The sequence below is a fragment of the Nocardiopsis exhalans genome (assembly GCF_024134545.1).
Taxonomy (GTDB): domain Bacteria; phylum Actinomycetota; class Actinomycetes; order Streptosporangiales; family Streptosporangiaceae; genus Nocardiopsis; species Nocardiopsis exhalans.
In genome coordinates this window covers 1,529,631-1,553,538 of record NZ_CP099837.1, presented here as the reverse complement: position 1 = coordinate 1,553,538, position 23,908 = coordinate 1,529,631, and the positions used below count along the sequence as shown (strand labels likewise).

The window sequence follows — 23,908 nt, the reverse complement described above, 5'->3', positions numbered from 1 at the left end:
CGTCCGGGATCGGGCGGCGATCAGGGTCGAGCCAACCCTCACGGGCGCGCAACGTGGGCGGCGTTGTCCACGAGAAAGGGACAGGAGCTTCGCCCGGCGGGATCGACTGCCGGAACCGCCGGCGCGGGCCCCGGTGGGGGCGAGCGCAGCGGGGGACTGTGGCATCCGGCGATGGAGCCGACGCCACTGCCTCCTAGGACTTCAGAATATCGGATGTCCAACTATATGACCAGAGATTCTCGCATCGTGAGACGATTTCGCGTCACTGCAGGTCAACGGATCACCGACAAATCAACAGATCACCGACGAAACATGACATAAGCGCCACGGCATCGACATGGCGCGCCGAACCCACCGACAGGGCCGGAGCGGTCCTCGCGGTGCGGGTCCCGTCCGGTCAACGCTCACCCTCGCCGCACAGCGAGCAACAGCCGGGACAGCCGCCCTCCGGTCAACGCCCGGATCCGGCGCTCCCACCGCTCGGCCTCCATCCGCCACCGCTCCTCGTTCCGCTCCGCCTTGAGCATCTTCTTGTGCCAGTCCTTCGGAGGCCGCTCACCCGACTCCCCGTGCGCGATCAGGACCTCGTCCCGGTCCATCAGGTGCAGTCCCCACAGCTGTGCGACCAAAGCGTCCCGCTCCCCCGCGCCCGCACCCAGGTGGCGGGCCCGGGCGAAGGCGGCAGTACGCTCCAGCCGCAGCGCCTCACCCCGACCACGGCCCGCACTCCGGAGCAGGACGAGACCGGCGCCCTCCCGGTCGGCGGCCCCGGTCAGGGCCCGCACCGCGCCCGGGCGCGAGAGGGAACCCGGAGAGACCATCAGCCGGAAGGGCACGTCCGGGTCAGGGGCCGGTTCGGACTCGACGAACTCCACCCGGGGCTCGCACCGGTAGTTCTCGTGCACCAGCCGCACGTCCACCGCCGGATCGTCGACCGTGCCGTGCCGCCCCGGCGTGACCCGACCCCACTCCCCCACCAACCGGACACGGATGTCGGCGGTGTCCCCACCCAACAGAGCGTCCACCGTCTCCGAGACGTCGTCGAACCTGCGGCCGACCGTGTCGACCACCACGTCGACGAACGGCACCTGCCAGGTCCGCCGAGGCGAATCCCTACGACTCCCCTGCCGGGGGATCCGGTTCTCCTTGAACGGGCGGCCGAAACGGACCGCGGCGGCCCCGCGCCGCTCCGTGGTCGGACACCCCAGGTGCCATCCGACCGCGACGGGCTCCGGAACGAACACCGCGCCCCGCTGGGACAACCGGTACCCGAGTTCGCTGTCCTCTCCCATCGCCATCGCCGGATCCATCCCTCCGGCGCTCTCGAAAAGCTCACGCCGCACAGAGGCCGTGGCCCCGGTGAAGACCTCCCAGGCCCGGTGCCCTGCCGTCCGGAGGCCATCAGTGGACTCCAACACCTCGGACACCCATTCCATGGTGTTCCCCGGCCCCAGGAAGTCCGCGGCCGAGCCGTCCTCCACCCGATCACGCATCCCGGTGGCGGTGAGCCCGGTGTCCGGAGCGTCCGTGAAGACGACCCTGCCCGTGACGGCGAGGTAATCAGCAAGGTGGTGCCAGCGCAGGTGCGCCTCCACGTGCTCGCGATCGGCGACCATGTCGGCGTCCAACCTCATGACGACGGGCGCCTCCGTGGCCTCGACCCCGGCCTGAACCGCGTGTCCCGGGCCCCATCCGTGTGCGGGGGCGGTGACCAGTCGCGTGTTCTCGGGGCGGATCGGCGGGAGCACCAACGCGGGCTCACTACCGTCATCCACCACCACGACCTCCATCAGGTGACCCGGATAACTCTGCGCCGCCAACGACGCCAACGTCAGGTCCAACTTCTCCTGACCGCCATAAGCCGGAACCACCACACTCACCGACAACACCGGATCCCAACCACCCAACGGCGGCGGCTCCAACACCGAATAGTCGTTACACCGGATCAACGGACGCGGAGCGCGTCCCCTCAACCCGGCACCGGCAGCCCTCGTACCCCGCACCGCTCCGTCACCGATCACCATGCGCTGTCCCGTCCCGTCCTCAACCAATGATCCGGCACAGGAACCGTCCAGTCCGGCTCCTGGTCAACCAGTGGAACCGATGCTTCAGCCGCTCCACTCGAACCTTCTGCGCCTCGACCCGGGCACCCGCCCGCTCCAGCTGTTCCTTCCAGTCCGACGGGGTCTCCGGTATCGGGTCCTGCGGTGTGAACAGCTGGCTCTGGCCGTCGAGCCAGTGCGTACCGAAGAGCTCGTCCACCATGGTGTCGAGCTCGTGTTCCCCCGCCCCCAGCCGACGCGCGCGGGCGAAGGCCGCGGTGCGCTCCAGCCGGGGGCCGCCGAGGTCGTCTCCGGGGGCGGTGGCTCGCAGCAGTCCCGCGCCCGCCGCGTCCGCCTGTTTGATCATGTGTTCCACGGCGTGCCGGGCCAGCGGTTGTCCGGGACCCACCCGTAGCCGGAAGGGCACGTCGGGGTCAGGGGCCGGTTCGGACTCGACGAACTCCACCCGGGGCTCGCACCGGTAGTTCTCGTGCACCAGCCGCACGTCCACCGCCGGATCGTCGACCGTGCCGTGCCGCCCCGGCGTGACCCGACCCCACTCCCCCACCAACCGGACACGGATGTCGGCGGTGTCACCGCCCAACAGAGCGTCCACCGTCTGCGCCACCTCTTCGAAACCGCTGCCGATGGTGTCGACCACCGCGTCGACCCGGGGCACCTGCCACTGCCGACCAACGCGTTTGCGGTTGTCACCGACCAGGGGGAGGCGGTTACCGACGAACGGGTACCGGAAGCGGGCGCCGTCTTCTTTGCGGGTCTCCATCTGCGGACGGCCCAGATGCCAGCTGCTGGTGTCCAGTTCGGGGACGAACACGGCGCCGTGCTGGGCGAAGCGGTATCCGAGGTGGGTGTCCTCGCCCAGGACGAGTTCGGAAGCCGCCCCGCCGGATTCCTCGAAGAACGCGCGGCGCACCGATCCGGTGGCCCCGATAAAGTGCCGGAACGCCGTGTGCCCGCCGGTTTTCAGATTCCCCGTCCGCTTGTAGGCCCTGCCCAGCCACTCGAGCTCCTCACCCGGCCCCTCGACCAGGGTCTGCGGTTCCCCCCGTTCCACCGCCCCCCTGACCTCGGTCGGGGTCAGGGAGCCCGGTGTGTAGTCAACGCAGCGCAGATGCCCGGTGACGGCGAGGTAGTCGGCCAGGTGGTGCCAGCGCAGCTGTGCCTCCACGTGCTCCCGGAAGACGATCATGTCCGCGTCGAGGAAGAGCAGAGCGTCTGCGTCCGACGCTGCCGCGCCGGAGCGCACCGCATGACCGCGGGCCCAGCCGCCGGGCAGACTCGGTACGATCCGCGTGTTCTCGGGGCGGATCGGCGGGAGCACCAACGCGGGCTCACTACCGTCATCCACCACCACGACCTCCATCAGGTGACCCGGATAACTCTGCGCCGCCAACGACGCCAACGTCAGGTCCAACTTCTCCTGACCGCCATAAGCCGGAACCACCACACTCACCGACAACACCGGATCCCAACCACCCAACGGCGGCGGCTCCAACACCGAATAGTCGTTACACCGGATCAACGGACGCGGACCGGGATCGGCGAGTGCGCGCTCTTCGCGCGGACCACCTTGGACAAGGGTCATTATTGGCTCCTGTACGTCGTCAGAGCAGGCCGGGAGGTCGGCTCGTCCTCGGGATCGGATTCCAGAAGCGCACTGGGCCGCCACCCTGACCACTGCTGCTGAGGCTCCTTCAGGAAGTAGCCGGGGGCTTCCTGCCAGGTATGGCCCCTTCTCCTACGCCGGATGAGGCATCCCAGACCGTGTGAGCGGTAGATGAAACCGCCGACCCTCCGTGCGTCCTCCAACAGGGCGCCGTCCTCCCCCAGACCCAGCGGCCGAAAGCCGCCCACCTCCTCCAGAAGCGAGCGGTCGGTCATCAACCCAGCTCCGGTGACGTGTCTGGCGAAACGCTCCGAGGGCACGAACCGCCGCACAGTGACGTCCAGTGGTTCCAGATAGTGGTACTCGGTCGCGCAACCCACCAGGTCGGCGCCGGAGTAGCGGCGGGCCAGCACCAGATCCGACAGGTGCTCCGGCCCGTACCAGTCGTCATCGTCCATCTTCGCGACCAGAAAACCGCTCGCCCGCCCGATCGCCCCGTTCAACACCGAACCGAACACCATGTCCGCGTCCGGCCGCCACACCACCAACTCCCGCCCCAGAGCCCGGTAGGCGCCCACCGCCTCGGCCACCCCCGGCGCGTCCGTGTCGAAACCGTGCAACGCCAGCACGACCTCCACATCCACACCCCGCTGACGCGCCACCTGCCGCAGAGCGAAACCCACCATCTCCGGCCGCCGCGTACACAACACCACCGACACCGACGGATCAGCGAAAGCACCCCGCCCGCGCGCATACGACCCGTGCGACCGCAGAGCCGCCCGCCGCAACCGGACACTGTGCTCCTCACGCAACTGCGCGTCCTTCAGTTCCTCCCTGTTCGTGCCGGTGAGCAGATCGTGGAGTTCGTCTCCCAGACTCCGCGCCCACAACGGCGGTCGATCGCTGACAAGCGGAACTCCGGCCGCGGCGAGAGCGGCCACCACCCGCACCGCCGCCACCGGTCCGCTGTGACGCCCCCACTCCACCCGCACCGCACGCAGATCACGCAGACCCGCCACATCCACATCAGTCACCGCACCGTCATCAGGCACCCGCCACCGCGTCCTACCACCAGCGGCCAACACCCACCGACCATCACGCGAGACCAACCGCCCCACCCCGGACTTCGACACCCGCGTGAACCCCATCGGATTCACCACCCGCTCATCCACACCAGGCACCTCAGCCACGGACAGGCTGGCCAGGGGACCCGTTCCGTTCCCGGTCAGCGCACCGGGGCGTCCCAGTACTTCCCAGGAGGGTGCGGTAGCCGCACCGCCCGTGCCATCCAGTAGAGGTTCGGTCGGCCCGCGACGGCCTCCCACTACGGCGCGGGCGACCGACGCCAGCACGAGTGCGACCTCCACCGGGTCGGTGAAGGAGAGCGCGCATGACCAGCCCTGGTCCGGCAACCGGCGCACCCTGGCCTCGAGAAGCCCCTGCCACTGGCCCAGACCGGGCGGCGTCGGAAACGGCGGATCGAAGTGCGGCGCGGACGCCTTGACCACGATCACGACGTTCGCCGCCGACGGGAGCCCGTCAGCCAGGCGGACGGCGGACCGCAGGTCGGCCGTGGTCGCCGCGACGACCAGCACATGGTCGAAGGGATCACCACAGGGGTGTTCAGCGGCCTGACGAAGGTCGAGGACCTCGGTGCCGGGACCGAATCGGCGGCGGTCGAGTCCCTCGGCCGCCCGGGCACCGATGTGGGTGACCAGCAGACGTCCCGCTCCGCGGGAGCGAAGGACGTCCGACAGGGCCCCCTCCATCACGAAGCTGCCCGGGCGGGCACCGATGCGCCCCCGAACACCTGAGCGTCGGACACCCGGCCGCGGCTCTGCTCGCGCAGTTCGGCCACGGACTCGGCCACCGTGCCCAGCTGTTCGGCCAGAGCGTCGGCCCGGCCGAACAGCTCGGCCCGGTTCTCCCCGGCGATCTCGGTGACCTCCCGCGCCTGCCGGTCGAGGCCGCGGCGCAGCTGCCTGATCTGGACCGCGGTGCGCCGCACCTGAATCAGGAGGAGCACCACCAGACCGCAGAGCGCGATCAGGGCGGTGACCTGCACGGCTGACCAGATGTCGATCAGCCCGTGGAAGAGCAGAAATCCGTGTACTCCGGACACGGTGAGCACCGAAAACGAGAACAAGAGCACCAGACGCCGACGCAGAAATCGCAATTCCAACCCCATTCACGCGGAAATAATGATCGCCTCCGAAAGCCGACCCGCACGAAATGCGTGCCCGCGATCGGCTTGCGGACACAGTTCCACTGACCCTGCGCAAGCGAAGGACCAGTACACCGCGTGTCTCGCGATGTTTACCAACTCCTGAATCACATTCCAAGAATCGCGGTAGCTATGGGACAAGAATTCTCATAGGAACATATTTTGGGGCCCTCATGACACAGCAGAAGGGCCGCCCCACCCGGAAATCCCCTAGGAGGATTCGGGAGGAACGGCCCTACTTCGAACAGCTCCGGGGAACTAGTCCTCCAGGTCGATCTGACGGGCGATGTCCGACTCGATCTCCGCCGAGATCGAGGCCAGGATCTCGTCCGGAACCGCGGAGTCCACGGTCAGGGCGATCAGCGCCTTGCCGCCCTCCTGGTCCCGGATGACCTGCATACCGGCGATGTTGACCTGGGCGTCGCCGAGAAGCGCGCCGACCTTGCCGACGATGCCCGGGCGGTCCTCGTAGGAGAGGAACACCATGTGCTCGTCGAGGCCGATCTCCATCGAGTAGTTGTTGATCTCCACCAGCTTCTCGAACTGGCGGGGCCCGGTCAGCGTGCCCGAGACCGACACGCGGGTGCCGTCGGCCAGCACACCGCGCACCGAGATGAGGTTGCGCCAGTCGGTGCTGTCGTCGCTGGTGACCAGGTTGACCTCGACCCCGCGCTCCTTGGCGAGCAGCGGCGCGTTCACGAAGGTCACGGTGTCCTCGACCACGTCGGTGAACACACCCTTGAGGGCCGCCAGCTCCAGGACCTTGACGTCGTGCTGGGCGATCTCGCCGCGCACCTCGACATCGATCCGGGCGGCGAGCGCCCCGGCCAGCGAGGTGAACACGCGGCCGAGCTTCTCGGTGAGCGGCAGACCCGGCTTGATCTCCTCCGCGACCCCGGTGCCCTGCACGTTCACCGCGTCCGGAACGAACTCGCCCGACAGGGCCAGCTTCACCGAGCGGGCCACCTGCGTGCCCGCCTTCTCCTGCGCCTCCGCGGTGCTCGCACCCAGGTGCGGGGCCACGACGACGTTCTCGAACTCGAACAGCGGGCTGTCCGTGGTGGGCTCCTTGGCGAACACGTCGATGCCCGCACCGGCGACCCGGCCGTCCTTGAGCGCCCGGTAGAGGGCGTCCTCGTCGAGGATGCCGCCGCGCGCGGCGTTGATGACGCGCACCGAGGGCTTGACCTTGCTCAGCGCCTCGTCGCCGATCAGGCCCACCGTGTCCTTGTTCTTGGGCAGGTGGATGGTGATGAAGTCGCTGCGCTCGAGCAGGTCGTCCAGGGTGGTCATCTCCACGCCGATCTGGGCGGCGCGCGCGGGCTGCACGAAGGGGTCGTAGGCGATGACCTTGGTACCGAAGGCCAGCAGGCGCTGGGCGACCAGGGCGCCGATCCGGCCGAGGCCGACCACGCCGACGACCTTCTCGTAGAGCTCCACACCCGTGTACTTGGACCGCTTCCACTCACCGTTGATGAGGGCGTTGTGCGCGGGGGCGGTGTTGCGCGCGCTGGCCAGGAGGAGGTTGATGGCCTGCTCGGCGGCGCTGATGATGTTGGAGGTCGGGGCGTTGACCACCAGGACACCGGCCTTGGTGGCGGCGTCCACGTCCACGTTGTCCAGGCCCACACCGGCGCGGGCGACGACCTGGAGGCGGTTGGCCGCGGCGACGGCCTCGGCGTCGAACTGGGTGGCGCTGCGCACGATCAGGGCGTCGACGTCCGCCAGGGCCGGAAGCAGCTGGGACCGGTCTGCACCGTCCACATGGCGCACTTCGAAGTCCTCTTCGAGGAGCGCGATTCCGGCGGGCGAGAGCTTTTCCGCGACGAGTACGACGGGTTTGGTCACAACGGTTCCTTTTCGGGTGGTGCGACCCGACCGCGCAGGTGGAGGCGCTGCCCGGATCGGGTGTGACGGCCGGTCCAAAGTCTACTAGCGGGGTAGGGAAGCCCGTCGGGCGGATGGGTACACCGCCGACGAAAGAAGAGTCACCCTCCCCCTCACACGCCACCGGGGCGGAGCACACGCCCCGCCCCGGTGGTGAAATTCAGAGAACGAGAACTGAGGCTAGGCCTTCAGCCAGCTCATCAGCGGACGCAGTTCGGCGCCCACCTTCTCGATCTGCTCGCCCTGCTCGGCCTCGCGGCGCTTGGTGAAGGTCGGCTGCCCATTGTCGAACTCGTCCATGAGCTCCTTGGCGTAGGAGCCGTCCTGGATCTCGCCGAGGATCTTGCGCATCTCCTCGCGGGTCTGCTCGGTGATCAGGCGCGGGCCGCGGGTGTAACCGCCGTACTCGGCGTTGTCCGAGACGGACCAGTTCATCTTGGAGATGCCGCCCTCGTACATGAGGTCGACGATCAGCTTGAGCTCGTGCAGGCACTCGAAGTAGGCGATCTCCGGCTGGTAGCCGGCCTCGACCAGGGTGGCGAAACCGGCCTTGACCAGCTCCTCGGTGCCACCGCACAGGACGGCCTGCTCGCCGAAGAGGTCGGTCTCGGTCTCCTCGGTGAAGGTGGTCTTGATGACGCCGGCCTTGGTGCCGCCGATGCCCTTGGCCCACGACAGGGCCAGGTCCCAGGCCTGCCCGCTGGCGTCCTTCTCGACCGCGACCAGGCAGGGCACGCCGCGCCCGGCCTCGTACTGGCGGCGGACCAGGTGGCCCGGGCCCTTGGGAGCGACCATGGCGACGTCGACGCCCTCGGGGGCCTTGATGAAGCCGTAGCGGATGCTGAAGCCGTGCCCGAAGAAGAGGGCGTTGCCGGCCTCCAGGTTGGGCGCGATCTCCTGGGCGTACAGGTCGCGGTGGATGTGGTCGGGGACCAGGATCATGACCACGTCGGCCTCGCGGGTGGCCTCGGCGGGGGTGAGGACGCGCAGGCCCTCGTCCTCGGCCTTGGCGCGGCTCTTGGAACCCTCGGCCAGACCGATCCGCACGTCCACACCCGAGTCCCGCAGCGACAGCGCGTGCGCGTGGCCCTGGCTGCCGTAACCGATCACGGCGACCTTCTTGCTCTGGATGAGCGCGAGGTCGGCGGCGTCGTCGTAGTACATCTGTGCTGCCACTTGGGGTTACTCCTTGTTTCTTACGTTCTTTGGGGGCGGGGGGTGAGGCCGTCCGGCCGTGTCCGGACAGCCTCTCAGTTCGGGTTCGCCTCGGTGCCGTTTTTCGGCGGCACCTCGGGCCTCAGCGCCTCAGGCAGTGACGTCTAGGCGCTGACGCTGCGGTCGACCGCCCGCAGGGAGCGGTCGGTGATCGAACGGGGTCCCCGACCCAGGGCGACCAGCCCTGACTTCACCAGTTCCCGGATCCCGAAGGGTTCCAGGTTCTTGACCAGGGCATCGAGCTTCTCGGGGTCGCCGGTGGCCTCGATGACGACGACGTCCGGGCTGACGTCCACGACGTGCGCGCGGAAGAGCTCGGCCGTCTGAAGCACATGGGTGCGGCTCGACGCGTCGGCCTTGACCTTGACCAGGAGCAGCTCGCGCTGCACCGACGCGGTGGTGTCCATCTCCACGATCTTGACGACGTTGATCAGCTTGTTGAGCTGTTTGGTCACCTGCTCCAAGGGGTGGAGGTCGCAGTTGACCACGATCGTCATCCGGGACAGTCCGGTGTACTCAGTCGTGCTGACGCTGAGTGAGTCGATGTTGAATCCACGACGGGAGAAAAGGGCGGAGGCCCGGGCCAGGATGCCCGGGGTGTCCTCGACCAGAACGGAAAGCGTGTGACGGCTCATGGTGGTTCGGCCCTACTCCTAGTCCTGGTGTTCCCAGTTCGGCGCCATGTCGCGCGCGTACTGGATGTTGTCGTTGCTGACGCCGGGGCCGACCATGGGCCAGACCATGGCGTCGTGGTTCACGGTGAAGTCGACGACCACCGGGCGGTCGTTGATCGACATCGCCTTCTCGATGGTGGCGTCGATGTCCTCGGGGCGCTCGCACCGCAGGCCGACGCAGCCGTAGGCCTCGGAGAGGCGGACGAAGTCCGGGATGCGGACCTTCTCGTCCAGCGGCGAGGTCTGCAGGTCGGTGTTGGAGTAACGGCCCTCGTAGAACAGGGTCTGCCACTGGCGGACCATGCCCAGGTTGCCGTTGTTGACCACCGCGACCTTGATCGGGATGCCCTCGATCGCGCAGGTGGCCAGCTCCTGGTTGGTCATCTGGAAGCAGCCGTCGCCGTCCACGGACCAGACCACGCGGTCGGGGTCGCCGACCTTCGCGCCCAGGGCGGCGGGGACGGAGAAGCCCATGGTGCCCAGGCCGCCCGAGTTGACGAAGGCGCCGGGACGCTCGTAGTCGATGAACTGCGCGGCCCACATCTGGTGCTGGCCCACGCCAGCGACGTAGGTGGCCTCGGGGCCGACGACCTGGCCCAGGCGCTGGATGACCGCCTGCGGTGACAGGGTGCCGTCGTCGGGGGCGTCGAAGCCCTTGGGGTAGGTGGTGCGCAGCTTGTTGAGCTTGTCCCACCAGGCCCCGTAGTCGCCCTGGCGGCCCTTCTCCTGGTCGGCGCGCACGGCCACGACCAGGTCGGCGAGGACCTCGCGGCAGTCGCCGACGATGGGCACGTCCGCGTGGCGGTTCTTGGAGATCTCGGCCGGGTCGATGTCGGCGTGCACGATCTTGGCGTCGGGGGCGAAGCTGTCCAGCCGGCCGGTGACGCGGTCGTCGAAGCGGGCGCCCAGGGCGACGATCAGGTCGGCCTGCTGGAGGGAGCCGACCGCGGCGACGTCGCCGTGCATGCCGGGCATGCCCACGTACAGCGGGTGGCTGTCGGGGAAGACGCCGCGGGCCATCAGGGTGGTGACGACCGGGACGCCGGTGAGTTCGGCCAGGACGCGCAGCTCGGCCGCGGCACCGGCGCGCAGGACGCCGCCACCGACGTAGAGGACCGGGCGCTTGGCGTCGGCGATCATCCGGGCGGCCTCGCGGACCTGCTTGCCGTGCGGCTTGGTGACCGGGCGGTAGCCGGGCAGGTCCAGGCGCTCGGGCCAGACGAAGTCGGCGTTGTTCTGGAGGGCGTCCTTGGAGATGTCGACAAGCACCGGGCCGGGGCGGCCGCTGGAGGCGATGTGGAAGGCCTCGGCGATGGTCCGGGGGATGTCGCGGACGTCCTTGACCAGGAAGTTGTGCTTGGTGATCGGCATCGTGATGCCGCAGATGTCGGCTTCCTGGAAGGCGTCGGTGCCGATCATCGGGGAGGCGACCTGCCCGGTGATGGCGACCATCGGAACCGAGTCCATGTGGGCGTCGGCCAGCGGCGTCACGAGGTTGGTGGCCCCGGGGCCGCTGGTGGCCATGCACACCCCGGGACGGCCGGTGGCGTAGGCGTAGCCCTCCGCGGCGTGCCCGGCCCCCTGCTCGTGACGCATGAGGATGTGGCGCACCTTGGCCGAGTCGTAGAGGGGGTCGTACGCGGGGAGGATGGCGCCGCCGGGAATCCCGAAGACAGTGTCAACGCCGACGTGCTCCAGCGACCTGATCAGCGATTGGGCGCCGGTCATCTGCTCGGTCATCTCAAGATCCTTCAGCGAGGGTCCAGAGCGGTACAGCGGCTCTGGGGATGGTGGTTTTCCGGTTCTCGGCCCTGGTTCGGCAATAAAAAAACCCCCACCGCCCGGTGGCGGTTGAGGGGTGGCGCGCAGCAGAGAAAACTCAGTGGGCTGCGCGCCGACCAAGTACGAGAATCAGGGAGTTGTTCTGCACGTTCACAACATTGGCCGACGGAGTGCTCGCCCGTCAACCAGAACTTAATAATGTCTCACCATGCGAGACAAAAATTTCAACATGCGACCAGACGACCCGAAGGACATCCACTCTGGCCTGCGAAAACGACAAAAAGACCCCCGCCACGTGTAACGCAGAACACGTAGCAGGGGTCCGACGCTTCGATCGTAAGCCCGGCTTAACACCCCGTCCCGCCCCGGGCCCAGACCTAGGCCTCGAAAAGGTCCTCCGCCTTCTTCACCCTCACGGCCCGCCGCACCCAGGTGTCCAGCAGATCCAGATCGGTGGTCGCCCCAATCCGTTCGCGGACACCCTCCGAGACAGGGATCCCACGCTCCTCGAGGACTCCCAGGATGGCCTCGGTCCGACCCTCGGTCCGGCCCTCCTCCCTGCCCTCCTCCCTGCCCTCACGGTAGGGACGCCTCATCGTTTCGCTCTTGTACTCGTAGTCCTTCAGGATCATGAACTTCTCCAATGCTCCAGGAGCCGTGGCCTCCAGGGCCGCGAGCACATAGTCAGAATACAGCGGGGTGGACGAGGCATCGAGGCTCTTCAGGGCTTCGAGCAGGGCGTTCAGCGCGGCCCCGTCCTCGGTCGGATTGTTGGCCATGGCCAGGACGGTCAACACCGGTCGGGCTACCGCCACCTCCGGGTCAGTGACCGGGGTGAGGGTGTCCAGCCCGAGAACCAGGGGGCGGACCTCACCACACCCCAGGTCGATCGGCTCGGAGAACCGGCCGGCCAACTTCGACGTGGGTGCGAGCACCAGGAGTACCACCGGGCATTCCAGCCGCAACCGGGTGTTGGCCACGTACGCGGGCCATCGGTAGTACTTGCGGGGGTCCGGCTTGTTCTGGGGCTCGACAATGATCCCCAGAACCGAAACCGGGCCGTCCGTCTTCTCGTGTGGGTAGGGCGGCCGTTCACAGACCACCACCGAATCCGAGGTCAGTTGGGTCAATGCTGTGCTCGTGGCTTCGGCCGAGTCGCATCGGACACGGGTGTACTCCGGCAAGGACTTGCCGGTGATCTCCTTGAGGAGTTCGACCACCGACCCGGGATCGTTACGAATCAGGTCGAGGGGGAACTCGTGCTGATGAGAGGGCATGCCGGAAAAGTAGCGAGTTTCTCCGTGTCTTCGCAGGTGAAAGCCGCTATGCCCACATTGGCTACGGTTCAGGAGCCGAGTTCGGCGGCCACCTCGGCGGCCGCCCTGCGGCCGCTGGCCAGGGCCCCGCTGAGATCACCGTTCTCGGGGAAGCCCGCGGTCTCCGTACCGGCCCAGTGGATCCGGCCGACCGGGCTCCGCAGCACCGGGCCGTACTCGGTCAGGAACCCCGGCGGCATCGGAGACCGGTAGAAGCCGCTGTAGGCCCCGTCGTCGGAGACCGACTGCGCCACCGCCAGCGGCTTGGCCCCCAGCGGCCCCAGGGCGCGGGCCACGTTCTCCAGCAGCAGCCCTCGGTGCCGTGCCCGGTCCTCCACCGAAACCTGGTCAGCGCCGAGGGGCGCGTACTCACCGAAGGTGTAGGTGTGTGTCAGGAGGCGGCCGTGAGAGGAGTCCGAAGGGCTGTGGTCGATGCTCCACGCGGGGATCCCGTCATCGAAGAAGACCTGTCCGGACCGCCCGAAGTTGCGCCAGAACGGCCGCCAGTAGACCAGCTCCGTCTGGACCACGCCCGCCCTCGGCCACTGCCTCTGCATGCTCCGCCGCCGTTCCGACAGCCGGGGGACGAACTCCACCCGGTCCGCATCGGCGGGTGAGAGCGCCAGCACGACCCGTTCGGCCGCGCACGTACCCCAGTCCCCGTGGACCCGCACCCCCGACTCGTCCTGCTCGACCAGGTCGACGTGGTGCCCGACGCGCACGTCCGCCAGCGCCGCCAGCCGGCGCACCAGGAGACGGGCGTCCAGGCCGAGTCCTTCCTCATCGGCGGCCGGATCACGGCCCACGTGCGCGATCAGCCAGAGCAGGCTCACCCGCCCCGTGGGCAGGCCGGCCTCCAGCGTGAGGTGCTCTTCCAACAGGTCGAGCACCTCGGAGTCCGGGGCGTACTCCCGGAGCCAGGAGTAGGCCGTCTGCGCGTCGAGGTGCCCGGCCTTCGCTGAGAGCCACGGACTCCCGAAATCGACGCCCTCTCCGAGCCGGCCGAACCTGTCCAGCAGCCATTCGCCGCCGAACCGGCTCCACCAGGGGAGTGACAGGGGCAGGTTGTCCCGGCTGGCCGAGACCTCGCCGTCCTCACCGACCCTCAGGTCCTCCAGATCCTGCCGGTGAGCCAGCCTCTCGACGGGAACATCCAGCTTCCCCGCCAGTTCCAGGAGTTCGCGCTCGTCCGCCCGGATGAACATGGGGGCCGGTGAGAGGCCCTCCAGCTCCGCCCTGGGCATGGCGTCCGCGCGACCGCCGGGGCTGCGGGCCCCCTCCAGCACCACGACCGGGCCCGCGCCCCGCGCGCGCAACTCCTCGGCCGCGGACAGTCCCGCCAGGCCCGCACCGACAACGACCACTCTCGCCTGATCCACCGGAGTCCTCCCATCACCAGGTGCCCTCCGCACCCCAACGCCCCCCGCTCGGGAGGAGTTCCCCCGCCCGGTCCTTACAGGTTGGCTCCGGCCTCGCCGCCCACCAACGACTCCACGCCGCTGGCGGGCATGGGGCGGGCGACCAGGAAGCCCTGGCCGTGGTCGCAGCCCATCACGCGCAGCTGTTCCAGCTGCTCAGGGCGTTCGATGCCCTCGGCCACCACCTGGACGCCCAGGTCGCGGCCGAGCTGGATGATGGTGTGCGTGAGCAGCGTGACCGTGTCGTCGCGGCCCAGGTCCGCGATGAACGACGGGTCGATCTTGATGGCGTCCACGCTCAGCTCGCGCAGGTGCGCCAGGGACGCGTAACCCATGCCGTAGTCGTCGATGGCCAGGCGCACGCCCAGCTCGCGCAGCTCGCCCAGGCGCGCCACAGCGTCGCCCTGGTCGTCGAGCAGGACCTCCTCGTCCACCTCGAGGGTGAGGACCTCGGCGGGCAGGCCGGTCTCGGCCAGGACGCCCTCGACCGTGCGCACGAACCTCGGGGACAGCACCTGCTTCACCGACAGGTTCACCGAGAGGCCGATGTCCCAGTCCGAGAGCCGCCACACGGCGACCTTCTCGCAGGCCTCGCGGAGGATCCACTCCCCCAGCGGCACGATCAGGCCCGACTCCTCGGCGGCGCCCAGGAAGGCGCCCGGGCCCACCTCCTCGCCGTCGCGGTCCCAGCGCACCAGCGCCTCCACCGCGGTCACCTGGGAGGTACCCAGGTCCACCACCGGCTGGTACTCCAGGTAGAACTCACCGCCCGCCAGCGCCTCGCGCAGCCGGATCTGGAGTTCCAGGCGGGACACGACCATGTCGTGCATGTGGGCGGCGTAGACCTCCACGTGCCCGGCACCGCGCTCCTTGGCCCTGGTCATCGCCACGTCGGCGTTGCGCAGCAGCTCACCGCTGTCCGTCGCCGCGTCCGCGAAGGCCACACCGATGCTCGCGGTCAGCACGATGTCCCGGTCAGCCACCTGGAAGGGTTCGGAGGCGATCACCCGGCCCAGCCGTTCGGCCAGGTCCACCACGCGCTGCGCCTTGGGCACGTTCTCCACCAGCACCGCGAACTCGTCCCCGCCCCAACGCGCCAGGGTGGCGTTGGCGCCCAGCTCGCCGCGCAGGCGCCGGGCGGCCTGTCCCAGCATGTGGTCGCCGCGCACGTGCCCGGCGGAGTCGTTGACCGCGGTGAACCCGTCCAGGTCCAGGAAGATCACCGCCACGTCCCCCGAGGGTTCGTCGCTGATCGCCCGGTGCGCGAGCACGTCGCTGGCCCGCTCCTCCAGGTAGGCGCGGTTGGGCAGGCCGGTGACCCCGTCGTGGAAGGTCAGGTGCTCGACCTCGTCCTGGAGCGCGACCTGGGCACTGATGTCGCTGGTCGTGACCAGCAGGCGGTCGGGCTCGCCCGGCTGCTCGTACAGGGAGACGGTCGAGGAGGTGTGCCGCCAGGTGCCGTCCGCGGCGCGCACCCGCAGCCGCAGGTGCACGCCCTGGCTGGAGCGTTCGGTGAACAGGTCCGTGACGGCCTTGGTGCGGCTCAGGTCCTCGGGGTGGATGAGCGTGCTGACCGGGGCGGCCAGGACGTCGTCCAGTCGGTATCCGAAGGCCTCGGCCGTGCCCGGGCTCATGTAGAAGACACCGCCGTCGCGGTCCAGCACCAGGATGACGTCGCCGCTGTTGCGGGCCAGCTCGTTGAAGTGTCCCTCGCGGTTGCGCACCATGCGGGCGAGCGTGGAGGTCTCCTCCAGCATCCCCACCACGCGCAGCAGCAGGACCAGTACCGCGGTGCCCGCCGCAAGCGGCAGTACCGGGGCGACGCCGGGCAGGCGCAGCGCCGCCGCGGTGAGCACGACCGTGGCCACGAAGACCGAGGCCACCGCCGCGATCTCCGGGGCGAAGCGGTACAGGCCGCGGCCGGTGATCCGGCGCGGGGCGGCGCCCGGCCGGTGCTCCAGCAGCCACGGCAGCGCTCCGAGCAGAGCGAAGCCCAAAAAGCGCACGGGCTGCTCGATCCCGCCCGCCACTGGCGGCCCGGTCAGGCGGGTCACCGCGCCGACCATGTCCGAGGCGGCGATGACGATGAGCGCGCCGATCGCCACCAGCACCGCGCGCCTGGTGCTGTGCGGCGACATGAACACCAGTGGGATGAGCAGGCACAGCACCACGATGTCGGCGACCGGGTAGACCAGCGCGAAGCCGAGGAACCCGGCCCCCTCGCCCAGTTCCTCATAGAGCGGGGAGAACAGCAGGATCCACACGACCGCGAAGACCGCGGCAGCGCACACGTAGCTGTCGGTGATGTGCCGTACGGCGGTGCGAAGCCCGCCCGGCCAGGGTGCGAACCTGGTGAAGCCGATCACGAAGAGTGGCAGCGCGGCCAGCGCGAAGAGGTCACCCAGGGTGAGCGAGAGAACCGAGGCTCCGCTGAACGTCCGGGTGACGGCGTGAGTGAGACCACCCAGGCACCAGGCCAGCGAGGCCAGTCCGAGGAAGCGCAGGGCCGCGGGGCCGTCGGCCCCGTCCACGTGGGCGGCCCGGTCCGCACCGGTCCGGGCCCAGCGTCGCGAGGCGAGGAGCAGGGACGTGCCCGCCACCCCGGCGGCCACCGCGGTGGGCCACTGCCCCAGCGAGGCGGCCAGCGTGGACTCCCCTGCCGGGATCAGGGTCCCCAGGAGGTAGAGCAGGAAGAGCGCGCCCAACCCGAACAGCCACAAACGGCGTGCCCTGGTGCCCATCACCAGCCTCCCAGCAGGGGTGTCGCGACCCGAGGGCGTGTTCGGTGGGTGCTGCCCGTCCGCGAGCGGAACAGAAGAGCGCGCCGGAGGCGTCCGTTGCGGGGGGTGGCGGGCGACGGGCGGGCGGGTGGTGCCGGCGCGAGGCCGACGAAGGAGTGCCCCTGCTGTGCCCTGCCAGGCAAGCTCCGCGGTGTCGCACAGCGGGGGCCCGCCCCGGTTTGGCCGTCGACTGAGAGATGCGCGGCGAAAGTGCCACCGGGGCGGCGCGCAGCAGGGTCAGTGCTCGCCGAACACGCCCTAGCGGCCCTCGGCCGCCGTCGCGCTCTCTCCTCGAACATGGAGCACCCACCTCGTGATCACTCGAATCAGGACGCGGCGCGGATGCCGCACCGCGAGTCGCCGCCCAGGATCTTCGCGGGACTGGGACGAACGGCGGCGGGGGTGACCCGGCATACCGCGCGCACCCCCGTGCGTGGACACCCTACGCAACCAAGGTCACACAGCGATTGAGGCCCGGACGAGAGATGACGACGGAATCATCACTCTGAGTAGCCAAATTCCGTTGGTGTCCGCCCCGGCAGCGCTCGTCCCAGCGGTTCCCGTCCCGGCAAGGGGTGGCGGCGCCGCGGGTCCCCCTCAGTCCCCACGGCGCCGCACCGAACACAGGAGAACCCGGGTAAGCAGCGGATCAGCTGCCCGCGGGCTCCGGAACCGGCTCTAGCCGCTCAGCTTCTCCAGGATGAGCTCGCGGGCGCGGCCCGCGTCGGCCTGACCGCGGGTGGCCTTCATGACGGCGCCGACCAGGGCACCGGCCGCGGCCACCTTGCCGCCGCGCACCTTGTCCGCGGCGTCGGGGTTGTTCGCGATGGCCTCGTCGACCGCGGCACCCAGGGCGCCGTCGTCGCTGACGACCTTCAGGCCGCGGGCCTCCACGACGGCGTCGGGCTCGCCCTCACCCGCGAGAACGCCCTCCACCACCTGGCGGGCCAGCTTGTTGGTGAGGGTGCCCTCGGCGACCAGCGCGATCACACGGGCCACCTGCGCCGGGGTGATGGGCAGGGAGGACAGCTCCACCTCCTGCTCGGTGGCGCGGCGGGAGAGCTCGTTCAGCCACAGCTTGCGGGCCTCCGCCGAGGGGGCGCCCTCGACGACGGTCGCCTCGACCAGGCCGATGGCGTCGGCGTTGACCAGGTCGCGCAGCTCGGTGTCGGAGAGGTTCCACTCGGCCGTGACCCGGGCGCGCTGGGCGGCGGGCAGCTCGGGCAGGGTGGCGCGCAGCTCCTCGATCCACTCCGCGGACGGGGCGACCGGGACGAGGTCAGGGTCCGGGAAGTAGCGGTAGTCCTGCGCCTCTTCCTTGGAGCGGCCCGACGTGCTGCGGCCCAGGTGCTCCTGGAAGTGGCGGGTCTCCTGCACGACCCGCTCCCCGGCGTCCAGGACACCGGCCTGGCGCTCGATCTCCGAGCGCACGGCGCGCTCGACGGAGCGCAGGGAGTTGACGTTCTTGGTCTCGCTCCGGGTGCCCCACTCGCCGGCGCCGCGCTCGTTGATGGAGACGTTCACGTCGCAGCGCATGGAACCCTCCTCCATGCGCACGTCGGAGATACCCAGCGAGCGGACGAGGTCGCGCAGCTCGGCGGCGTAGGCGCGGGCGACCAGCGGGGCGAGGGAGTCGGTGCCGGTGATCGGCTTGGTGACGATCTCCAGCAGCGGGATGCCCGCGCGGTTGTAGTCGACGTTGGAGTGGCTGGCGCCGTGGATCCGGCCGGTGGAGCCGCCGACGTGGGAGGACTTGCCGGTGTCCTCCTCCATGTGGACGCGCTCGATCTCCACCCGGAACTCGCGCGGACCCTCGGGGGTGTCCACGGTGACGTTGAGGTAGCCGTCCACGCAGATCGGCTCGTCGTACTGCGAGATCTGGTAGTTCTTCGGCATGTCCGGGTAGAAGTAGTTCTTCCGGGCGAACCGGCCCCAGGGGGCGATGGAGCAGTTGAGCGCCAAGCCCAGCCGGATCGCGCCTTCGACCGCCTTCTCGTTCACCACCGGGAGCGAGCCCGGGAACGCCAGGCAGACCGGGCACACCTGGGTGTTGGGGTCGGCGCCGAAGGCGGTGGGGCAGGGGCAGAACATCTTCGAGGCGGTGCCCAGTTCGATGTGGGTCTCCAGGCCAAGCACCGGCTCGTACTTGTCCAGCGCCTGCTCAAAGCTAGGAGTTACCGCGTGGGCCATCGCCGCAAACCCGTTTCCGTAGAGGACATACCTTCCAGGTCAGCCTACCGAGGCTCAGAGGCCCGGTGACCCCCTTCCCCGATGTGGCGCGGCCAACGGCCCCGATGCGACGCGGTTGACGGATGTCACGGCAAGCACACGATTGGGCCGCTGTAGAGGTGATCTCCCTCGGTAACGGGTGTCGGACCGTTAGTCTTGACAACCCAGGAACACGATTTCGCCAGTTGGGTCACCGCCGCCCTTCCACCCTTCGCACGGGAGCGCCTGAGCATGTCCGGCATCTTGCGTCGGTGCGCCGCGCTGCTTTCCGCCTCCGCACTGATCATCACCCTGGTCGCCGTTCCAGCGGCGGCCGATGATTTCTCACGCGTGGACCGAGACCCGGTCGCGGGTCTTCCCGTCGTACTCTCCGACGGCACCGAGGCCGACACCGCGCTGTTCAGCCTCCGCGTGGCCGACGAGGACTCGGTGCGCGCCTACGCGCTGCTCGCGGACGAGGAGGTGCGCCCGCGCACCGCCTACGTGGAGTCAGTGTGGGGGGACATTCCGGAGTGGACCGAAACCGTCCGGGCCCCCGCTCCCGCGGACCGGGCCAGCTGGATCGTGAGCAACTCCTACCCGAACCTGACCCTCCCGGCTCTGGGGCTGGCCTCCGGCGTGCTGTACCTGGAGGAGGGGCACGCCATCGCGGCGGCCCAGGCCGCCCTGTGGAACGTGTTGGACGGGGCCGAGCTGGACCCGGACGCGAACCACCAGGACGTCGTCGCCGTGTACACGCACCTGGTCGAGGGCAGCAACGGTGCTGAGGGCGGCACGACCGCCCGTTCCGTGGAGCTCTCCCCCCACCACGTCGAGGCGGTCTCCCCGGAGGAGCCGCTGGGCCCGTTGACGGTCTCCAGCGCGGGTGAGGACCCGGTGCGCCTCTCGCTGCGCGGCGCCCCGGCGTCGTGGCTGGTGAACGCCGGGGGCGAGGAGGTCTCGCAGGCGCACGACGGCGACGAGGTCTACCTGGCCGTGGACCCGTCGGTCCCGGCCGGGGTGGCCACCCTGCACGTGCGCGGCAGCCAGGTCCCCCTGGAGGAGGGCCGCCTGTTCATCGGCCGGGAGGGTGTGCGGACACAGCCGCTGATCACCGCCGAGCCGGTTTCGGCGACGAGTTCGACCACCGCGACGTTCACCTGGAACCGCGAGGAGCCGGAGGAGCAGGCCGCGGCGGTCGAGACCGAGGAGCCGGTGGAGTCCGAGAACTCCGAGGAGTCCGAGACCCGGGAGCTACCCCCGGCCGAACCCCTGGCCGAGGAGGCCGAGACCCCGGAGACGGAGGCCCCGGACGCCGAGGGCGGGCTGGCACTCACCGGCACCTGGCTGTCCGGACTGCTGGTCATCGCGGGGGCGCTGGTCGTGTCCGGCCTGCTCATCCTGGTTCTGGGCCGTCAACGGCGCGACTGAGGCCCTGCTGAGGCGCCGCCGCTGAGAAGCCTCCGAGAATCACCCGGAAAGCAGCTGGGAACAGCGAGAACACCCTTCGCTGAAACCCGGTTCCATAACATCCGGCCATAATGCGGATCCGCCTTGTGCAGTTTTGTTCTGGCCCGTAACGCGTCATATTTTTCGCGAACCGGGTTGGAAGTGGTGAATGGGATCGCTAGTATCAGCCGGGCGGTCGGCTTTCCCACGACGCACGCGGCCCGCTCCCGCGCCTGCGAGCCCCCAACCGGAAAGACCACGCCCGTCCCCGACCTGTCGCAGAGTCCCTGCTCCGACTCGATGACACTCGAACCGGGCGACCCCGCGACGCGCCTCTCTCTTCCACTGAGGGCGTCCACCACGTGGCGACCGCATCCGCCGTTCACGGCTTCCCATCGACCTGGGCGGATTCCATCCGGTTACCCCTAGAAGACACCGGGACACAACTTGAGCAACTTCTCCTTCCCCCGTTCCGTCGGGCGCGCTGGCCTCGCCGCCTCCGCCGCGGCGTTCCTCGCCCTCGGCCTGGCCTCGCCCGCGGCCGCCGATGAGGTCGAGACCTACGAGGGCTCCACTGTCGGCCAGTACACCGGAAACGCCGAAAGCGGCCCCGATGTCTACATGACCGGCGGCTCCGCGCCCGCGAGCTTGTTCAACCTGAAGCTGAAGGACCAGGACACGGTCCTCACCGCCTACTGCATCGACTTCCGCACCAACATCCGGCACAACGCCTGGTACAAGGAAGACGACTGGGCCAACTACCCGGGCCAGGGCGACTTCGCCCAGCCGGGCAAGGTCCACTGGATCCTGCAGAACTCCTACCCGAACGTCGAGGCCGCCGCGCTGGGCACTGAGGCCGGGGTGGAGGGCCTCAGCAACGAGGACGCCCTCTCGGGCACCCAGGCCGCCATCTGGCACTTCAGCAACGACATGGAGCTGAACCTCGACGACAGCAGGAACAGCGACGCCGTCAAGGCCGTCTACACCTATCTGACCGAGAGCGCCGTCGAGCTCCCCCAGACGGACGAGCCCAAGGCCGCGCTGAGCATCACCCCGGACGAGGCCGCCAGCGGCCAGGCGGGCGAAATCGTCGGTGAGTTCCTCATCGAGACCAACGCCGCTGAGATCCCGGTCAACCTGGACGCCCCCGATGGTGTCGAGCTGGTCGACATCGAGACCGGTGAGGCCGTCGAGACCGTCAGCAACGGCGACAAGGTGGGCTTCGGCGTTCCCACCGACGCCGCCGAGGGTGAGGCCTCCTTCACTCTGGAGACCACCTCCAGGGTCGAGACCGGACGTCTGTTCCAGGGCAAGGACTCGAAGAAGCCCACCCAGACGCTGATCACCGCCAAGGGCGGCCAGACCAAGGTCTCCGCTTCGGCCAGCGGTTCCTGGACCGAGGGCGAGCCCGAGCCCAGCCCGTCCCCGTCGCCCACCCCGACCCCGAGCGACAAGCCCACGGAGCCGTCCGACAAGCCGACCGAGCCGAGTGACAAGCCCACCGCGCCGGACGACAAGCCGGCCCCGCCCGCGGACGACCAGCCGACCCTGCCGGTGACCGGTGGCGCGCTCGCCGGCCTGGTCGCGGCCGGTGTGGCCGCCCTGGGTGCCGGTGGCGGTGCCCTCTACCTGAGCCGCAAGCGCAAGGCGGCCGCCGGTGAGGAGACGGACGCCTAAGGGTTGACCCCCGGCTCCGGCTCCCCACCGCAAGAACTGCACCGCGGGTAGCACACGAGGGCCCGTCCCGGTGAGAGATCACCGGGACGGGCCCTTCGTCTTCACCCACAAAACCGCAGCTCAGTGGACATAACAGGAGTTTTCTTCCGGGGCGGCTTGGAGGTGACCCCACACATCGCTAATATCGGACAGGCACAAACCATTACTGCTGTGCCACCGGACTCATTCAAGGTCCGAAGCCGCTCCGGCCCCTCCCGGGTGCGTCCTCCTCTTCTTTTTCTTCTCGCCGCCGTACGCCCCCTTGGGGCCGTGTGGCACAGCACCTCATGACAGGACACGACGTGAAGCACTCCCCCAACCTCCGGACCGCCGGTCGCGCGGGTCTCGCGGTCTCCGCCGCGGCGCTGCTGACCTTCGGCCTGGCAGCTCCGGCCGCCGCTGACACCGTGGGTACCTACGAGGGTTCCGTGCGGGCTCAGTACGTGGGCAACCACGAGACCGGCGAAACCGTGACCATGAGCGCGGGCACGATCGGCACCAACCTCTTCAGGCTCCAGCTTGAGGACGGCAGCGAGCTCATCACGTACTGCATCGACATCGAGACGGGTATCCGCTCGAGCGCCTGGTACAGGGAAGACGACTGGGCCAACTACCCGGGCAAGGGCGACTTCGCCGAACCCGGCAAGGTCCACTGGATCCTGCAGAACGGTTACCCGAGCAAGGGCGCCGACGAGTTCAACTCCCTTCCCGGCGCCAACCGGGTCGAGGGCAAGCACGCCCTGGCCGCCACCCAGGCCGCCATCTGGCACTACAGCAACGGCGCCACCCTCACCCGCGGTCACGCCAACGTGAAGGCGATCTACAACCACCTGATCGAGAACGCCGAGGAGCTGGCCAACGAGCCCGCGCCGACCCTGAGCGTCACCCCGGACAGCGCCACCGGCCAGGCCGGTGACACCGTGGGCGAGTTCCAGATCTCGACCAACGCCGCTGAGGTGCCGATCTCCCTGGACGTCCCCGAGGGCGTCGAGCTGGTCGACATCTCCACCGGTGAGCCGGTCGGCGAGTCCCTGAGCGACGGCGACAAGGTCGGATTCTCCGTGCCCGACGACGCCGACGCGGGCGAGGCCTCCTTCAGCCTGGAGACCACCGCCACCGTCCAGCAGGGCCGCCTGTTCAAGGGCGAGAGCGCGCACAAGGCGACCCAGACCCTGATCACCGCCAAGGACAGCGAGGTCTCCGTCAAGGCCGCCGCCTCCGTCGAGTGGTCCAAGGCCGACGAGCCCGAGCCGGAGCCGACCCCGGAGCCCGAGCCCAGCCCGTCCCCGTCGCCCACCCCGACCGACGAGCCGGACCCGAAGCCGACCCCGACCGGCGAGCCCAGCAAGCCGGCGGAGGACGACAAGCCCGCCCCCGGCACGAAGGACGACGAGCCCACGCTGCCCGTGACCGGTGGCGCGCTGCTCGGTCTCGTGGCCGCCGGTGTGGCCGCCCTGGGCGCCGGTGGCGGTGCCCTCTACCTGAGCCGCAAGCGCAAGAGCGGTGCCAACGGCGCTGACCTGGACGCCTAGGACTCAGTGAACGCGAAGGGCCGGTCCGACTGACCGCC

Annotated in this window: 15 protein-coding genes; 3 read left to right on the top strand and 12 right to left on the bottom strand. The window is 69.4% G+C overall.

Features of this window, described 5'->3' with window-relative positions; genetic code table 11:
* Positions 1-404: 404 nt before the first annotated feature.
* From NE857_RS06940 to gatB, 12 genes are all read right to left on the bottom strand, one after another.
* The gene (locus tag NE857_RS06940; protein ID WP_301184311.1) at positions 405-2,024 is read right to left on the bottom strand and encodes a glycosyltransferase family 2 protein; all 1,620 of its coding nucleotides are present in this window, start codon (positions 2,022-2,024) and stop codon (positions 405-407) included.
* A gap of 19 nt (positions 2,025-2,043) precedes the next feature.
* Positions 2,044-3,648: a glycosyltransferase gene (locus NE857_RS06935; RefSeq protein ID WP_254420259.1), complete on the bottom strand. Its 1,605-nt coding sequence runs from the start codon at positions 3,646-3,648 to the stop codon at positions 2,044-2,046.
* A complete protein-coding gene (locus tag NE857_RS06930; RefSeq protein WP_254421898.1) occupies positions 3,648-5,438 on the bottom strand; it encodes a glycosyltransferase family 2 protein in 1,791 nt (596 codons plus the stop codon). Before NE857_RS06930 ends, NE857_RS06935 begins: the two co-directional genes overlap by 1 nt.
* Positions 5,438-5,791: a hypothetical protein gene (locus NE857_RS06925; protein ID WP_254420258.1), complete on the bottom strand. Its 354-nt coding sequence runs from the start codon at positions 5,789-5,791 to the stop codon at positions 5,438-5,440. Before NE857_RS06925 ends, NE857_RS06930 begins: the two co-directional genes overlap by 1 nt.
* Positions 5,792-6,151: 360 nt before the next feature.
* Positions 6,152-7,741, bottom strand: a complete 1,590-nt coding sequence (gene serA / locus NE857_RS06920; RefSeq protein ID WP_017580670.1) for a phosphoglycerate dehydrogenase — start codon at positions 7,739-7,741, stop codon at positions 6,152-6,154.
* 219 nt (positions 7,742-7,960) lie between these two features.
* Positions 7,961-8,956 carry a ketol-acid reductoisomerase gene (ilvC, locus tag NE857_RS06915; protein WP_193374479.1) on the bottom strand — a complete coding sequence of 332 codons (996 nt, stop codon included), beginning with the start codon at positions 8,954-8,956 and terminating at the stop codon, positions 7,961-7,963.
* Between the two features lie 143 nt (positions 8,957-9,099).
* Positions 9,100-9,630, bottom strand: a complete 531-nt coding sequence (ilvN, locus tag NE857_RS06910) for an acetolactate synthase small subunit (protein WP_017580668.1) — start codon at positions 9,628-9,630, stop codon at positions 9,100-9,102.
* Between the two features lie 18 nt (positions 9,631-9,648).
* Positions 9,649-11,409 (bottom strand): acetolactate synthase large subunit, encoded by a 1,761-nt coding sequence (locus NE857_RS06905; protein ID WP_184369844.1) that lies wholly within the window; start codon positions 11,407-11,409, stop codon positions 9,649-9,651.
* A 419-nt stretch (positions 11,410-11,828) separates the two neighbouring features.
* Positions 11,829-12,728, bottom strand: coding sequence for a hypothetical protein (locus NE857_RS06900; RefSeq protein ID WP_254420257.1), 900 nt, complete (start codon positions 12,726-12,728; stop codon positions 11,829-11,831).
* A 68-nt stretch (positions 12,729-12,796) separates the two neighbouring features.
* Positions 12,797-14,146, bottom strand: coding sequence for a flavin monoamine oxidase family protein (locus tag NE857_RS06895; RefSeq protein WP_254420256.1), 1,350 nt, complete (start codon positions 14,144-14,146; stop codon positions 12,797-12,799).
* A gap of 74 nt (positions 14,147-14,220) precedes the next feature.
* Positions 14,221-16,926, bottom strand: coding sequence for a putative bifunctional diguanylate cyclase/phosphodiesterase (locus tag NE857_RS06890; RefSeq protein ID WP_254420255.1), 2,706 nt, complete (start codon positions 16,924-16,926; stop codon positions 14,221-14,223).
* A gap of 717 nt (positions 16,927-17,643) precedes the next feature.
* Positions 17,644-19,155, bottom strand: coding sequence for an Asp-tRNA(Asn)/Glu-tRNA(Gln) amidotransferase subunit GatB (gene gatB, locus NE857_RS06885; RefSeq protein ID WP_254420254.1), 1,512 nt, complete (start codon positions 19,153-19,155; stop codon positions 17,644-17,646).
* 270 nt (positions 19,156-19,425) lie between these two features.
* Between gatB and NE857_RS06880 the strand changes: the two genes are divergently transcribed.
* The 3 genes from NE857_RS06880 to NE857_RS06870 all read left to right on the top strand — a co-directional run bounded on the left by NE857_RS06880 (position 19,426) and on the right by NE857_RS06870 (position 23,870).
* Positions 19,426-20,604, top strand: coding sequence for a Cys-Gln thioester bond-forming surface protein (locus NE857_RS06880; RefSeq protein WP_254420253.1), 1,179 nt, complete (start codon positions 19,426-19,428; stop codon positions 20,602-20,604).
* Positions 20,605-21,069: 465 nt separating this feature from the next.
* The gene (locus tag NE857_RS06875; protein WP_254420252.1) at positions 21,070-22,299 is read left to right on the top strand and encodes a thioester domain-containing protein; all 1,230 of its coding nucleotides are present in this window, start codon (positions 21,070-21,072) and stop codon (positions 22,297-22,299) included.
* Between the two features lie 341 nt (positions 22,300-22,640).
* On the top strand, positions 22,641-23,870 hold the full coding sequence (locus tag NE857_RS06870; RefSeq protein ID WP_254420251.1) for a thioester domain-containing protein: 1,230 nt from the start codon (positions 22,641-22,643) through the stop codon (positions 23,868-23,870).
* Positions 23,871-23,908 lie beyond the last annotated feature (38 nt).